This is a genomic window from Chloroflexota bacterium (assembly GCA_026708035.1).
Lineage (GTDB): Bacteria > Chloroflexota > UBA11872 > UBA11872 > UBA11872 > JAJECS01.
In genome coordinates, this window is the sequence record JAPOVQ010000014.1 from 1 (window position 1) to 14,927 (window position 14,927).

Consider the following 14,927-nt stretch of genomic DNA (forward strand, 5'->3'; position numbering starts at 1 on the left):
GGCGGTGCCGAGGCCCTTCCCCACGCGCCCCGCCCCCAATAATTCAAAGGTCTCCTCAGGGAGAGGGCTGGGGTGAGGGGTCTTGCCTCGTCCTCCGCGTCCCCTCCGGCATTTCGGCCGAGAACCTGCCCTCGCGCCCGTCCGGTCCCCTCTCCATCGATGGGAGAGGGTTAGGGTGAGGGTGATCCGACGTGGGGCGCGGGATGTCGAACAATTGTGCGAAGTTCTCCACTTGGAAGGAGCCGCTTAGCCATGCCACTTGAAGTCTTCGACTATCGCCGAGATATCAAGAACGTCGTCATCACGCCCGAAGTCCGCGCGCGCTTTCTGCGCTTCGAGCCGGGCGACGTGGCCACGCGCCACAGCCACGACCTGGGCGCCGAGGTCTTCTTGATCATGCAGGGCCGCGCCGAGTTCGAGATCGAGGGCGAAACCGCGGTCCTGGGGCCGGGCGAGCTGTGCTTCGCCGGTCGGGACGAGATGCACCAGGTGCGCGTCGTCGGCGACGAGCCGGTCATCATGTATCTCTCGGTAACGCCGCATGTCGAGCCGACGCACACCATGTACGCCGAGGACGGATCGCGTCTGCCGCCCAAGTACGGTCATGCGACGAGCGAGGAGCGCGCCGAGCACGATCCGTCCGCGGGGATCTCCACGGCGGACCTTGCCCTCGAGCACTTCCGGGCATCGCGGGAGCTGGCCCGGCTCGCCCGCGAGACCGCCGCCCGCCACGCCGCGCGCACCGCCGAGATCGAGCAGCTGTCGACAACCGGTGACGACGCCGGCGCCAAGGCCATCGTGGACGCCATGTGGCCCGACACCTACGCCACCCTCAGCGCCGTGGCCCGCGTCGAAGTCGCCTGGAACGAGCTCGCCGCGCGCGTGGACTCGGGCTAGCTGCTCTCTCCGCAACGTTTGTTGACGGCAAGCGTCTACCGGCATCGGAATCGAGAATCCGTTCGTGGTGAGCCCTTCGGCAGGCTCAGGACAGGCTCTGTCGAACCACGCCCTTCGACAGGCTCAGAGCCTGCCCTGAGTTAACCGAAGTGGCGAGCGAACGCGGTTCACGGAGCGGTCTAGTGGAGCCGCCCGCTCATTGCGACTCGCGGACCGACACGTCTTCCGAACTCACCCGAACCAGCTGCTTGCCGGTGTTTTCGCCGGTGAACAGCCCCACGAACGCCGCCGGCGCGTTCTCGATGCCCGCCACGATGTTCTCGCGGTAGGTGAGCTGGCCGGTCGTGACCCACTCGGTGAGCGCGGCCATGGCCTCAGGGTCGCGGTCCTCGAAGTCGTTGACCAGGAATCCCTCCATGCGCGCGCGGCGGCTGTGGAGGGTGCGCGAGTGCGGCGGCACCGGCGCAAGCTCTCGGGAGTGGTACTGCGAGATTGCGCCGCAGAGGGCGATGCGGGCGTGGAGATTGATGCGCCGCAGCAGGGCCTCCAGCACCTCGCCGCCCACGTTTTCAAAGATCACGTCGATGCCGTCGGGGCAGGCGCTGGCGAGCCCGTCGTCCAGCGGCTGGGTGCGGTAGTTGATCGCCGCGTCGAAGCCCAGCTCGTTGACCAGGTACATGCACTTGGCGTCGCTGCCGCAGGTGCCCACCACGCGGCAGCCCTGCAGCTTGGCGATCTGCCCGGCGGCGCTGCCCACGGCCCCCGCGGCGCCCGTGACCACCACGGTGTCGCCCGCGCGCGGTCGCGCCACTTCGAGCATGCCGTAGTAGGCCGTCAGGCCGGGCATGCCCAGGATGCCGAGCGCGGTCGAGAGCGGTGCGGCGTTACGGTCGATGATCTCCAGGTGTTCCAGCGTCGTGACGGCGTATTTCTGCCACCCGAACTCACCGCGCACGATCTCGCCCTCGCGCAGTCGCGGGTCGCTGGAAAAGACCACCTCGCCCACGCCCTCGCCGATCATCACCTGGCCGAGGGCAATCGGCTGCCCGCGCAGCGGCCTCCTCCACAGGCGCCCGCGCATGTAGGGATCGACGGAAACGTAGATCGTGCGCACGAACACCTCGCCGGCCGTGGGCCGCGGAATCGGCGACTCGACGATCTCGAAGTCGTCAACCCGCGGCACGCCCGTCGGCCGGCGGGCCAGGACGACCTGGGTGTTGGTTGGGGTGGCTGTCACGGAATGCCCCTCACCCTAGCCCTCTCCCGCAGGGAGAGGGGATAAGACCGGCCCGCCAGCGGTCGCTGGTAGGGAAGTCCCTATAGGAGACCTTGGTGTAGTCCTGCCGGCATTCCGGCGGAGGCCGGAATCCAGTCCGGTTGAATCTGGAGGCGCCTCGGACGCTCGGCGTCGGGCGGGTCGCAGATCCGCCTCCACCGGACTTCCCAAGGGTCTCATCGAGGGAGACGGGACAAGACCTGCGCGAGGCGACTGCTGCATGGAATCCCCAAGCGGCCCGGCAGACTACGCGACGCTCGCCAGACGCCGCTGCAGGTCCACGCCGGCCTCGATCTGGCCCATGAACTCGCGCGTCGACGTGAGCACGGTGCGCCAGTCGGGCTTGGCCGGCACGCAGTCAATCGAGAGGTAGCCCTCGTAGCCAATGGCGTCGAGCACGCGCACGATGTCGCTGAAGTCGAGATGGCCGGTGCCGGGCATCTGGCGATTGCTGTCGGCCAGGTGGATGTGCATGAGGTGCTTGCCCGCGGTCCGCAGCGCCTCCGTGACCGGACCGTCCTCGATGTTGAGGTGGAAGAAGTCGGCCACGATGCCCAGGTGATCCGATCCCACCGCCTCGACCACCGCGACCGCTTCGACGACCGAGTTCATGAACCCGGCGTAGCCCTCGAAGCGATTGACGGGCTCGATGGCCACCGGCACGCCCACGGTCTCGGCGTGAGCCGCGATCTCGCGCGCCGACTGCTCGAACTGATGCCGAAGCTCCGCTAGCGGCCTGGTGGTCACCGGGTACTCGGGCACGAACGACACCGCGCAGATCTCGTATACGGGCGGCTCGTCCAGCGTCGCGCCCAGGTCCAGGCAGCGCTTGGCGTAGTCGACGGCGTAGCGGCGCTTCGACTCATCGCTCGACGCCAAATCGCGCTCCTCGCCCGCGTGCCAGCCGCCCCAGGCCCCGAGCAGCGAGGGAACGCTCAGCCCCAGGTTCCGCGCCTTGTCGACCACGGCGTAGAACAGCGCCTCGTCGATACGGTCGGGTTCGGCGTCCAGGTCGACGCCGTCGTAGCCTGCCTCGGCCACGGCGCCCAGCACCGTGTCCGGGTCCTCCCACACCTGTCCGCCGGGGCTGCTCGCCAGCGTCGCCAGCACCACCGAGTACTTCAGCGCCATGGCTCAGTGCCCCATCTTGGAGAGCGCCTCGTCCACCGAGGCATTCGGCCCGATCAGCGCGTCCATGGCCGCCCGCTCCGTGACGCGCACGTGCTCGATCTGGGCGGGAAGGTCCGCCGCAGCCGCCAGCGGCACGTTGAGCAGGCCGTTCACGTCGCCGTGGATCAGGTCGCCCGGCTCGACCACCATGCCGTCGATCTCGATCGGAATGTCCATCGTGATGCGCCGCGGGTTGCCGTGGGAGACCGACGTGCCCGCCGCGAAGCACGGAAAGCGCATCTCGCGCATTTGGTCAATGTCGCGAATGGCGCCGTCGGTGACGAATGCCACAGCGCCAATGGCGCGGTAGAGCGTGGCGGCATAGTCGCCGAACATTGCGGCGCGCGCCTTGTGCGGGCCGACGTCCTGCACCACGACGATCGCGGGCTTGGGGGCGGCGGCCAGCAGCTCGGCGAACTCCCGCATGCCACGGCCCACCTCGATCGGGCCGGGTCCCGTGGTGTCGATCTGCGCGGTGACGGCGTAGCCCAACGTCACGCCAAGCTCCGGGTAAATGCAGCGCACCTTCGATCCGGCAAAGCCGACCCGGTGGTCGCGCACGCCCAACTCTTCGATGGCGTTCGACACCGTGGGGCTGTCGGCGGCCTTCAGCGCGGCAAAGGTGGTTTCGTCGAGCGGCCCGGATACCGACATGGCGGCTCCCTCGGTGGGCTGGCGCTGCGGGTCGATGCTATGCGCGGCGAAGTGTCAGCGTCAACGTGGGGGGCTTTGGCCAGATTGCTTACCTCAGCACTAGTCGGCCGAGTGCGCCGCCAGTCTTCACCCTCACCCCGACTCTCTCCCATCCAGGGAGAGGGAGCCGGACCGTGACCCGGCCATGGATCCTCCATGAATTTGCGCCCCATCTCTATCACTCCGAGGCTCGGCGAGGAATCTAAGGGGCCGGTAGCGGCCACAACGTCCTTAGATTTCTCACTCCGTTCGAAATGACATGTCCAGTGGCTCGCCGCGGCCCGTCCTAGTACGCCGCGATGTTGAGGACCGCCTGTTCCTCCGGCGTCAGGGCCTCGATCTGCTCCTGGCTCATGCCGCGGAAATGCGTATTCGGCGGGACCCCGGCTTCCTGTCCCCAGAGCTTCCGCTCCTCCAGCGACATTTGCGCGCGCATCTCCGGGGGCATGTAGCGATAGGAGTCGTTGAATCCCTTTACCCACCAGCGTTGGAAGAACAGGATCAGCGAGTAGCGCGGCCCGTCGCCGCGGTTGGTGCCGCCGGTGTGCCACAGGCTGGCGTCCCACATCAGCACCGATCCCGCCGGCGCCTCGGCGATCTTCCATCCGGGCGGCAGCGACACCGAGTCCTCGGGCGGAATCTCGTTCGTGAGGTGAGACCCCGGCCAGACCACCGGCCCGCCGGTCGTCGTGGAGAACTCCGTCAGGGCCCAGGCCGCCTGGATGCCCAGCGCATAGTGCCGCCCGCCCACGAACGGCTTGACCGTGAAATCGCTCCAGTCGGCGTGCAGGTTGCCCCCGAAGCGTTTGTGGTCCTTCTCGCCGGTCGGCATGGGCACGCGAATGGTGACGTCGTGGGCGAACATGTCGTTGCCCAGCACCCGCCGCGCCACCTCAATCGGGGCCGGGTAGCGCAGCGGCAGGCCGTGGAAGTGCCGGTGCTTGGCCTGCGCGTTGAACACCATCCGCAGGTTGGCGCTCTGCAGGCCGTATTTGCGCCCGATGGTCTCTTCGGAGGCCAGCGTCTCCTCGATCGCCGCGACCGAGGAGTCAATTTCGTCCTGCGGCAGCACACGCTCCAGGATGGTGTAGCCGTCGCGCTCGAGCTCGGCTGCGTGCCGCTCGATGTCCCAGCTCATGTCACCAGATGCGCGCGGCGCGCCGATTCCCTCGATCGGTCATGTCGCCGGGCACGCCGTAGCGGTGGCGGTAGCGCGTGCGCTCGATCGCCTCGGGCGTGGCCTTGTTCTCCGGGATGTCGCCCGGCCAGCCCTGGCCGCCCAAGTATTGAAACTCGTCGGACTTGCCGCAGAGCCAGAAATACATCTCGGCGGCGTCCACGCAGTCCCGCATCAGCTCCGAGTGGCGCAAGGTGTCCACCACGAAGTCCGCGAACTCGATGTCGAAGTGCGGCTCCTGGATCCAGTCGCGCCCGGGGTCCTCCGTGCGCCAGTAGTTGTACTTGAGCAGGTTTCGAATCCCGGTCGGCGCCGTGCGCGCCCCGCGCCGGTGCCAGATGTTGTAGGACGTGAGGAAGATCGAGCCCGCCGGCGCGGCGGTCAGCACGCTGCCCTTGATCGCGTCGTAGTGGGCCATGTGCTTCTCGCGCTGGTAAAGGAAGTGCGAGCCCGGCAGCAACTCCGTCGGGCCCATTTCCGGCGGCACGTCCTGCGGGTAGTAGAACACCTGGAGGTAGTTCACCTCCGGGCCATAGCGTGAGCCGCCGTCCCGGTGCCAGTCCTGCGGATGCCGCGGGGCGGTGCCGCGATGGTTCGACATCAGAACGGGCAGCGTGAAGTTGTCGCCGAGCAGCGAGCGCACCGCCCCGGCCGCCGCCGGATTGCAGATCACGTTCTCGATGAACCAATCCTCTTCCAGGATCTCCGAAGGTTCCGAGATCGGATGGTCGTCGAGGTAGGCCATCGCCCGCTGGTTGATCTCGTCCGGCACCACGCCTTCCAGAATCCAGTAGCCGTTGCGGCAGAACCAGATCACGTCGTCGTCGGTCATGGTGGGCGCGCAGGAGTAGGTGCGCTTGGTCAGCGTCATGCGGTCGCCCTCCGTTCCAGGATGAACTCGCAGGACAGCCCGTAGGTGCGGCCCTCGTCCATCAGCAGCGACAGCTCGGGGAACTTGACCACGCGCCAGCCGTCGTTGATGGCATCCAGGACGGTCTTATAGGGCCAATCCTCGGGCGGGGGCAGGGGATAGACCACCTCGCCGTCGCGGATCATGCGCATGCCGACCACGTCCGACACTTCAGAGGTCTTGGCCGCCTGGAGATAGAGCAGGTCCCAGCGCCGCGGCTTCTCCTTGCCGACGGCGTCCTCCAGCTCGCGCAGGCGCTCCTCGGTCAGCCGCCCTTCGCGCAGCTCGTCGATGCACTGCTGAACCATCTGCCGCAGGTCCTTCATCAGCAGACCTCCGCCGTTCGCGCCGTGGCGCTCGCGCCTCCCATCCTAGCTCGCGCGTGCCGCATGTTTTTGGAACCCCTCGGCAACCCTTCGTCGTTCCCGCGGGAGGAAACCTTTGCGAAATCCCTCCGTCATTCCGGCGGAAGCCGGAATCCAGTTCGGTCGAACCTGGAAGTCGGCGGCGGTTACCCCCACCTCATCGGACGCGCCCTGGTGGCCGCTCCCGTCGATCGGTGATGTCGCCCGGCACGCCGTAGCGACGGCGGTATCTGGCACGCTCGTCGGTGCCGGGCTCGGGCTTGGTCAGCAAAATGTCCGCGGGCCACGACTGACCGCCCAGATAGTGAAACTCGTCGATCTTTCCGCAGAGCCAGAAATACATCTCGGCGGCGTCTACGCAATCTCGGACCCCGTCGGCGAACCGCAGCCCGTCGACAACGAAGTCCGCCGACGCGACGTCGAACTCCGGGTTCACGATCCAGTCTCGCTGCGGGTCGGCGGTGCGCCAGTAGTTGTACTTGAGCAAGTGGCGCACGCCGGCCGCCGCCGGCGCCGTGCGGGCCGCCCGGCGGTGCCAGATGTTGTAGGCGGTGATGAAGATCGAACCGGCCGGCCCGGAGGTGAGCACGCCGCCCTTGATCGCCCCGTAGTGCGCCATGTGCTTTTCCCGCTGGTAGAGGAAGTGTGAGCCCGGCAGCAGCTCCGTGGGACCCATCTCCGGCGGCACGTCCTGGGGGTAGTAGAAGACCTGCAGGTAGTTGAGCTCCGGGCCATGGCGTGAGCCGCTGTCCCGGTGCCAATCCTGCGGCTTGGCCGGGCCCCGGCCGCGGTGGTTGGCCATCAGCGTCGGCAGGGCGAAGCCGTCTCCCAGCAGCGAGCGCACCGCCCCGGCGGCTGCGGGGTTGAGAATCACGCCATCGACGAACCAGTCCTCTCGCAGGATTTCAGTGGGTTCCCCCTTCGTGTTCGACGCCAGATAGTCCAGCGCTCGCCGGTTGATCGCGTCCGGCACGGCCGCTTCGAGAATCCAGTAGCCGTTGCGGCAAAACCACACCACGTCCTCATCCGTCATCGCGGGTTCGCAGGAGTGGGTGCGACTCATGCTGGGCGCCTCCGTCCGCTGGAGTTTGCCGCCGAACCTATGATGCGACGCCGCACCACTCGACGATCGCCAGCGCGTAGATCTTGGCGGCGTCGATCAGCTCGTCGATCTCCACGTGCTCGTCGGGACCGTGGGCCACCAGCAGGCTCCCCGGGCCGATGGTGATGGCCGGAATTCCCGCGCGGTTCAGGAACGCCCCGTCGTCGACGGCGGCGAAGCCGTAGTACGGCGCTTCCGTGCCGAACACGCCGGAGTAGGCCGCTTCGAGGGCCTTGCAAATTGGCTCGTCCGGCGACACGTCGAACGGCGGCCACCACAGCAGCCACTCGACCTTGGGTGGGTTGTCCCGCAGCCACGAATCCGTGGCCGCCACGCGCGCGATGTGAGTCTCGATCTCGGCCCTGACGTCCTCCACCGGCTCCTGCGGCGGATGCCAGATGGCGTACTCCACCCGGCTCTCTTCAGAGATCACGAACGGCCCGTTCGGACCGCCCTGCACGAGGCCCGGATAGATCGTGAAGTGCCCCGGTCGCTTGAACATCGGGTGCGACTTGGTTTGGCCCCACTCCTCCTCCAACTGGCGCAAGCCGTCCATGATCAGCTGGGCCTTGTCGATGGAGGACACGCCGATGGCCGCGCCGCCGCCGCCCGCGCGAATCAGCTCGTCGCGCATCGAGGCGTGCACCGCCCGGCCCTTGATCGTCATCGCCATGTAGAGCAGGCCCGGAGAGGCCGGGATGATGCCCAGGCGGTGGGGCGGGCCCGAGGCCTCGGCCACGATCGCCGCATCCGCCGTATAGCCGCGCTCGATGGCCGCGCCGGTGCCGGCCTCGGTGTTCATCATCTCCTCGCCGACGACGAACTCGAGGATCACGTCGCCCTTCGGGTGCAGGCCCGCCTGCAACACCGCGCGCAACGCCGTCAGCGTGGCGGCGTTGCCGCCCTTCATGTCGCACGAGCCGCGCCCCCAGATCTTGCCGTCGATGACCTCGCCGCTCCACGGACCGGCCGTGCTCCAGTTGGCGTCCGGTCCGGGAGGGACCACGTCCACGTGACCGTTGAAGAGCAGCGAGCGGCCACCCCCCACGCCGCGGAGCGTGCCCGCCAGGTTGGCGCGGCCCTCCTCCGCTTCCCACAGATCGGTCTCTAGGCCCGCGGCCTCCATGAGCGGCTGGCAGAACTCGTTCACGCGGGTCTCGCCGCCGCGCGCCGCCTCCTGGTCGATGCCCGGATAGGTCGGATTCACCGACGGAATGCGGACAGTGTCGATGGTCATTTGGACCAGGTCGTCGGCCAGCGCATCCACTTCGGCCAACACACGCTCGCGGATCTGGGGCTCGGTCATCGCGGTGACTCCTCGGCTCAGCATTTCGTTGGCCGCATGGTAAGCGCTTGCCGCGCCTGCGAACGTCGATCTTTGGTCTGAATCAGACGGGTGCGCCGGGCGCTACCATCGACGCCCGGCGATTCCTCCGTGAGCAGAAAGCGAGCGCCACATGGCTGCCAAGACCATGCCCAGCGACCACGAAGCCCGGTGCCGCGGGCGCTACGAGCTGCCCGGCGTGACGATCCAGGTCGAGAACACCATCACGCTGATTCCCGAGCAAGACCGCTTCTGTCCGGCCGGATTCCTGTTCAACCTTCGCGATGGCCGCCTGATCACGGGCAACGTTCCCTCGGAGGACGGCGCGATGACCTGGCGCGCGTCACCGGACGCGGGCCAGACCTGGGAGCCGGCGCCGGCATGGCCGAGTTGGCACGTCTATCAGTTCCCCGACGGCGAGTTGGTCGGCCTCGAGGGCTCCGAAGAGCCCTGGCTCGGCACGACGGATAGATCGGGCGTGTACCTGGGTCGCGCCTTCCGTTCGACCGACGGGGGACAAACGTTTGCCGCGGAGACGGTGGAGATTTCCGGCATTCCGCAGCTCGTCGAAGGTGAGAGCGAGCGCTGGGGATTCCACGTGGACTCCTACGTCGATCACAACATCGTGGCGCTCGGCGACGGCAGCCTGCTGGCTGGCGCGCACGGGCGATTTACGGGCCATCGCAAGTACAGCACCTATGTGGTGCGCTCGACGGACCGAGGACGGAGCTGGCACTTCCGCGCCACGGTGGCGTCGGACCTGACGCCGGACGACCACGTGCGGATCGAGGGCTTCGACGAGCCGGCGCTACTGACCCTGCCGAACGGCGAAGTGCTGTGCTTCATGCGCAGCGGGGGGCGCTACGACGCGCGCTATTCCCCGCTGTACCTGAGCCGCTCGGCGGACGACGGGCGCACCTGGAGCGTGGCCGATCCCATTGCCGACCGCGGTGTCTGGCCCAATGCCTGCCGCCTGGACAACGGTGTGCTGGCGGTGATCTACGGACGTCCGGGCGACTGGCTGGCGTTCAGTCTGGACGATGGCCACACCTGGATCGGGCATTTCTGCCTGCATCTGGGTCCGCAGCCGTGGGACTGTGGCAGCTACGACTGGGTCGAGGCGGTCGCCCCTGACACGCTGCTGGCCGCCTACGGTCGCACCGACCCGAATAACCCTCGCATGAGCGAAGTGTCCGGGACATTCATCACCGTCACCCGCACCTAGCGGAGCCGTCAGCTTGCCCAGTGGCGTCCCGGAAGCGCGCCTGACTAACGCTGCCGGCGGCCGGTGCGCCTGGCTTTTTATTTCGTAGTCGAAGCAACTGCCCGAACGTGCCAAAAAACCCCCGTCCCAAGGTGGGAGCTTGGTGAAACTCCGACCAATTGCGGACGCCCCAGGGCCGAATTGGACGGTTCTAAGTCGGTATCTGGCGTGAATTCCCGCCGTCCACGACATTCGGCACGCGGGCAACATGCAGCGCCCGCATGCCTTACGCTGGCGGCCGCCGGTCCGTCGTTGATCAACCACAAGGACTCGTGAGCATGGCCGAACTTCGACCGAACCGCATCAAGCGCAAGCTCGCCGAGGGCGGGGTGGCAACCGTTCCGGCTGGCGTGAATACGCCCGACATGATCGATCTCATGGGGCCGTGGGGGTTCGACGGCTTCTGGATCGAGGCCGAGCACGGGCCGGTGGACTTCGGAGATATCGCCGACCTCACGCGCGCCTGCGACCTTTGGGGCGTGACGTCGATCGTGCGCGTCAACCGCGTGGAGCCCGGCATCATCTACCGCACCCTCGACCAGGGGGCACAGGGCATCGTGGTGCCGCACGTAAATACGGCGGACGAGGCGCGGCAGATCGTCGACGCCGCCAAGTTCGCGCCCATCGGTCATCGCGGCATGTTCGGCTCGCGCCAGGGCTACGGCGTGGACGACTACCTGAACAAGGCGAACGACGAGACGCTGATCGTGATCCTCGTCGAGGACATTCGCGCGGTCCACAACCTGCCCGAGCTGCTCGAGGTCGACCACATTGACGTGTTCTTCGTCGCGCCTTCCGACCTGGGCCAGAGCATGGGGATTCTCGATAGCACCGCGCCGGAAATTCGCGAGCTGACGGAGAAGACGATCCGCCAGATCACCGCCGCCGGTCGGGTGGCGGGCACGCTGGCCTTTTCGTCGGACGCGGCCCACTGGATCGACGTCGGCGCCCGCTTCCTGCACCCGCCCTGGACGCCCTGGCTGGAGGCTGGGGCGCGGGAGTTTCTCACGAGCGCGGGCAACGCCCCCTAGGGCGGGCGCCGCCGCTCGGAAGCTCCTATCGATTCGCGCACTCGTAGGGGCGGGTTTCAAACCCGCCCGTCCGACCCTCGGTTTGGGGACGTCGGCCGCTACGGCACCCGCGCCGCTGGCCACACCGGGTGCAGGGCATACCAGCTGCGATAGCCGTAGCCGACCATTTCCGTCAGCACATCCGCCATGCGTTGCACGCCTTCCTGCAGGCCGGCGCTCGAGCGGTCGAGGTCGCGCAGGTGGATGGCGCGCCCGAAGTAGCCCTGCACCCTCCCGTCAGGTAGACGCCGGGTAAAGGCGGGCATCAGCGGCGCGCCGCTCATGATGCTCAGCAAGGCGGGTCCCTTGGGGAGAATGGCCGTCTCGCCGCACAGCTGCACGGGCACGCCGTCGCCGATGATTACTCGGTCCGCGGCCAGGCCAACGGCCTCGTTGCGGCGCAGCGCCCGGAGCAGCGGGCGGGCGGCCTCGCGCTCGTCGTGCACCTCGATCTTTGCCTGTCGTCGGATCATCGCGAAGACACGCCCCAGCCAGTGCGGCCGCAGCCGTTCACCGGCGGACGAGATGGGCGCGTGTCGCCGTCTCAGCTCGCGGGCGGCGATCTCAAAGCTCGCGGCGTGCATGCTCACGATGATGGCGCCCCGCCCGGCATCGAGCGCCGCCGCCAGCTCCGACGAGTCGATCTCGACGCGGCGGTGGCGTCGCCACCAATCCGGCCAGAACATGGTGAAGTACTCGACCAGATAGCGGCCGTAGCTGGCGTAGACATCCCCGGCCGCGGCGTGCACCTCTTGCGCCGAGGCCGATGGGCCCATGGCCACGGACAGGTTGGCGCGAAGCTGCCGCGTTCGACGGCTGCCCCAGGCGTACACGCGGCGTCCCAGCCAGGCGGCAGCCGCATCAACTAGGCGCGCGGGCAGGATCGCCACGAGCAACGTGATAGCGAGCAGGAGCGCCGTCGCCGAATAGGACACGACCGTCCCGATCCGCTGCACCCCCTGACCGAGGATGTTGCGAGAGACGATCGCCAGATTCCGCTGCGGAGACTGTTCCGGCACGACCAAAGCGACCTCTGCTGCCTGCTGTGGGCACTTACGTACGGCAACGGCAGAATTTACCAGTCCCGCGCGATACTCTCTCGCCTATGCGCCGCGCGACGAGACTGCAGGACACATTCGCATTGGCCAGACGACGGTTTCCCGAATGTCGGTGACTCGCGCGTTGTGTGACCCGACGCGTGCGTAGATTCGACAGCGGTCGTCGAGACACAGGCAAGCGCCGATCGAATGGTCTGCTGAGCAACTCTCGGAGAGCGGGCTTGGTCGTCGCGTTGGGCTTCCTGTGCCTGGCATGCGGAGAAGCCTCAGCGCCGCCTGTGGCGGCCACGCCAGACGCCTCGCCCGCCACATCTGCGCCCGCGACCGCGCCAACGCCGACGACCATGGCCAGGCTCGCACCGACACCCACGGTCGAGCCTGAGCCAACGCCTATGCCGGAACCCACGCCGACCTCGACACCAGTGCCTACGGCGACGCCCGCGCCGACGCCGGAGCCCACGCCGTCGCCGGAGCCGTCACCCACACCCAGCCCCACGCCGACGCCGGCAGTCACACCAGCGCCGACGCCCACACTCGAAGCCACGGCGGCCCCGGAGCCCACACCGACACCCGAGCCGTCGCCCACGCCAACGCCGGAACCCACCCCCACGCCCGCGCCGACCGCGACACCGACGCCCGAACCTACGCCAACGCCCGAACCCACCCCGACTCCGTCGCCGACGCCAACACCGGTACCCACTCCGACACCGACGCCGGAACCTACGCCGACTCCCGTGCCCCAACCCACGCCGACGCCCACGCCGGAACCGACGCCGACTCCACAGCCCACTCCGACCCCCGTGCCGCAACCCACCCCAACGCCTACGCCCGAGCCCACGCCCACTCCCACCGCGGCGCCAGCCGATCCGGCCTTGGGCGCGACGCTGGTCCGCGCGATTGGCTGCGAGGCGTGCCACAGCGCCGACGGTTCCGACGGCACCGGGCCCACGTGGCAGGGCGTCTACCTCAGCCGGGTCACGCTGGCCGACGGCTCAACGGTCATCGCCGACGACGCCTATCTGCTGCGGGCGATCGTGGACCCCAACGCGGAAGTCGTCGAGGGATACGAAGCGGGCCTGATGCAGGCCGACCTCGACACGTTGCTCTCCCGAGAAGAGCTGCTGGCGATCGTGGCCTATATCAAGTCGCTGTAGCCCCGACCCGCCTACGCGTCGCTGATCGGCAGCGTGATCCGGGCGTTGCCGGCGTGCTGCGAGTGCAGCGCGGCCAGCAGCACTTCGACGACCTGACGCGAGGTGCGACCGTCCATCGAAGGCCGTCCGCCGTGGTGGATCAGCTGCACCATTTCGTCGACGCAACCGGCGATGTGGCCCAGGGTGTACTGGGGTCGGGGAAGGCTGCGCTGATTGAAGTCGCCGCCGTTCTTGACGACGACGGTAGCGTTGCCCGAGTCGTCGACGCGCACGATCCCGGCGGTTCCCAAGACCTCCAGCGAGAATACCTGCGGCATGGTTTTGCACATATTCCAGAAGGCGCGCACGCCGTTGTCGAACTCGACAACCACTGACATCGCGGGGTCGGTGTCGGGGTCGTGGCCGCCGTCGCTGGCATAGCGCGGGGGGTAGTCCTCGAACCCGGCTTCCGCGATCCCGTAGACCGCGGTGGGCGTGCCGCCGGCGAACCATAGGATGGTGTCGAACATGTGGGTGCCGTTGCGGAACAGCATCGCGCGCGGACCGCCCTGATTGGCAACAATTCGTTGCACCTCGCCGATTTCGCCGGACGCGATCACCTCCGCCACCTGCACCCACGGGAACATCCAGCGCCGCGTGTGATCCACCAGCATGGGGACGCCTGCGGCCTCGACGGCGGCGATCATGCGGTCGGCGTCGGCCAGCGTTGAGGCGATGGGCTTTTCGCAGACAATCCCGCGCACGCCGGCGTCGACCGCGTCGACGACGATTTGCGCGTGCCGGTCGTCAGGGGTCGCCACGCTGATCACGTCCAACTGCTCGCGGGCCAGCATTTCGCGGTAGTCGGTGTAGCCGCGCACGTCGGGCAGCGCGTCGCTCCAGGTGCGGTGAAAGTCGTCCAGCTTCTCGGGCACGATGTCGCACACCGCCACCGGCTCCGTGCCGGCGATGTGGTGATAAGCGGCGACGTGCGAATGCGGCATATCGAAGCCGGTGCCCGGTCCCGGCCCTGGCGCGGGGCGCTTGGCCCCGATGCCGGTCAGGCCGACCACGCCGGCTCGCAGCGGATTATTCATGGAGATTTCCGTCGGTGAGACCGGCGGCGATTGTAGGCGCGTGGCCCACGGCGCGCAGCGGGCGCCGCTAGACGCCTACAGCGCGTCGATGGCCGCCAGGATGTCGGCGGATGTGATCAAGTCGTAAACGCCGCTGTAAATCGACTTCCAGGCCACGTTCCCGTCGAGATCGACCAGGAATGCCGATCCCGTGGCGAGGCCGTCGCCGAAGTGATTGAACACGCCGTAGGCCCTGGGCACGTCACCCGCGATGTTGTAGAGCACCGGGAAATCGAGCCCGATTCGCTCAATGATGCCGGCGGTGTCTTCCAGCGAGTCGGTGCTGATGGCCAGGATTTCCACGCCGCGCGATTGGAATTCCTGGTAGTTGTTCTGCAGCTCCACGAGCTGC

Annotated in this window: 14 protein-coding genes and 1 pseudogene; 4 read left to right on the forward strand and 11 right to left on the reverse strand. The window is 67.9% G+C overall.

The features are described from left to right. Positions 1-252 precede the first annotated feature (252 nt). On the forward strand, positions 253-897 hold the full coding sequence (locus tag OXG33_05830; protein MCY4113448.1) for a cupin domain-containing protein: 645 nt from the start codon (positions 253-255) through the stop codon (positions 895-897). A 196-nt stretch (positions 898-1,093) separates the two neighbouring features. Here OXG33_05830 and OXG33_05835 read toward each other — a convergent pair whose 3' ends face one another. The 8 genes from OXG33_05835 to OXG33_05870 form a co-directional block, all read right to left on the reverse strand. Further along, complete coding sequence (locus OXG33_05835) at positions 1,094-2,134, reverse strand: NADP-dependent oxidoreductase (protein MCY4113449.1); 1,041 nt, start codon at positions 2,132-2,134, stop codon at positions 1,094-1,096. 285 nt (positions 2,135-2,419) lie between these two features. Next, positions 2,420-3,304 (reverse strand): sugar phosphate isomerase/epimerase, encoded by an 885-nt coding sequence (locus tag OXG33_05840; GenBank protein ID MCY4113450.1) that lies wholly within the window; start codon positions 3,302-3,304, stop codon positions 2,420-2,422. A 3-nt stretch (positions 3,305-3,307) separates the two neighbouring features. Continuing rightward, a complete protein-coding gene (locus tag OXG33_05845; protein MCY4113451.1) occupies positions 3,308-3,997 on the reverse strand; it encodes an RraA family protein in 690 nt (229 codons plus the stop codon). Positions 3,998-4,322: 325 nt separating this feature from the next. Then, positions 4,323-5,174 carry a phytanoyl-CoA dioxygenase family protein gene (locus tag OXG33_05850; GenBank protein MCY4113452.1) on the reverse strand — a complete coding sequence of 284 codons (852 nt, stop codon included), beginning with the start codon at positions 5,172-5,174 and terminating at the stop codon, positions 4,323-4,325. Position 5,175: 1 nt separating this feature from the next. After that, the gene (locus tag OXG33_05855; protein MCY4113453.1) at positions 5,176-6,084 is read right to left on the reverse strand and encodes a phytanoyl-CoA dioxygenase family protein; all 909 of its coding nucleotides are present in this window, start codon (positions 6,082-6,084) and stop codon (positions 5,176-5,178) included. Beyond that, positions 6,081-6,449 carry a hypothetical protein gene (locus tag OXG33_05860; GenBank protein MCY4113454.1) on the reverse strand — a complete coding sequence of 123 codons (369 nt, stop codon included), beginning with the start codon at positions 6,447-6,449 and terminating at the stop codon, positions 6,081-6,083. Before OXG33_05860 ends, OXG33_05855 begins: the two co-directional genes overlap by 4 nt. 196 nt (positions 6,450-6,645) lie before the next feature. Next, on the reverse strand, positions 6,646-7,551 hold the full coding sequence (locus tag OXG33_05865) for a phytanoyl-CoA dioxygenase family protein (protein ID MCY4113455.1): 906 nt from the start codon (positions 7,549-7,551) through the stop codon (positions 6,646-6,648). A 37-nt stretch (positions 7,552-7,588) separates the two neighbouring features. After that, positions 7,589-8,896, reverse strand: coding sequence for an ArgE/DapE family deacylase (locus OXG33_05870; protein MCY4113456.1), 1,308 nt, complete (start codon positions 8,894-8,896; stop codon positions 7,589-7,591). Between the two features lie 151 nt (positions 8,897-9,047). Here OXG33_05870 and OXG33_05875 point away from each other — a divergent pair, with 151 nt between their 5' ends. Both OXG33_05875 and OXG33_05880 read left to right on the forward strand, forming a co-directional pair. Next, positions 9,048-10,139 carry a sialidase family protein gene (locus tag OXG33_05875; protein ID MCY4113457.1) on the forward strand — a complete coding sequence of 364 codons (1,092 nt, stop codon included), beginning with the start codon at positions 9,048-9,050 and terminating at the stop codon, positions 10,137-10,139. Between the two features lie 317 nt (positions 10,140-10,456). Continuing rightward, on the forward strand, positions 10,457-11,209 hold the full coding sequence (locus tag OXG33_05880) for an aldolase/citrate lyase family protein (protein ID MCY4113458.1): 753 nt from the start codon (positions 10,457-10,459) through the stop codon (positions 11,207-11,209). A gap of 98 nt (positions 11,210-11,307) precedes the next feature. Here the strand turns inward: OXG33_05880 and OXG33_05885 are convergent, their stop codons facing one another. Then, a complete protein-coding gene (locus OXG33_05885; protein MCY4113459.1) occupies positions 11,308-12,267 on the reverse strand; it encodes a hypothetical protein in 960 nt (319 codons plus the stop codon). A 383-nt stretch (positions 12,268-12,650) separates the two neighbouring features. Between OXG33_05885 and OXG33_05890 the strand changes: the two genes are divergently transcribed. After that, entirely contained in the window at positions 12,651-13,460 is an 810-nt protein-coding gene (locus OXG33_05890) for a c-type cytochrome (protein MCY4113460.1), read from the forward strand. A gap of 11 nt (positions 13,461-13,471) precedes the next feature. Here OXG33_05890 and OXG33_05895 read toward each other — a convergent pair whose 3' ends face one another. After that, positions 13,472-14,536 carry a Gfo/Idh/MocA family oxidoreductase gene (locus OXG33_05895; protein MCY4113461.1) on the reverse strand — a complete coding sequence of 355 codons (1,065 nt, stop codon included), beginning with the start codon at positions 14,534-14,536 and terminating at the stop codon, positions 13,472-13,474. A 75-nt stretch (positions 14,537-14,611) separates the two neighbouring features. Continuing rightward, positions 14,612-14,923, reverse strand: a pseudogene (locus tag OXG33_05900) (redoxin domain-containing protein). Positions 14,924-14,927 lie beyond the last annotated feature (4 nt).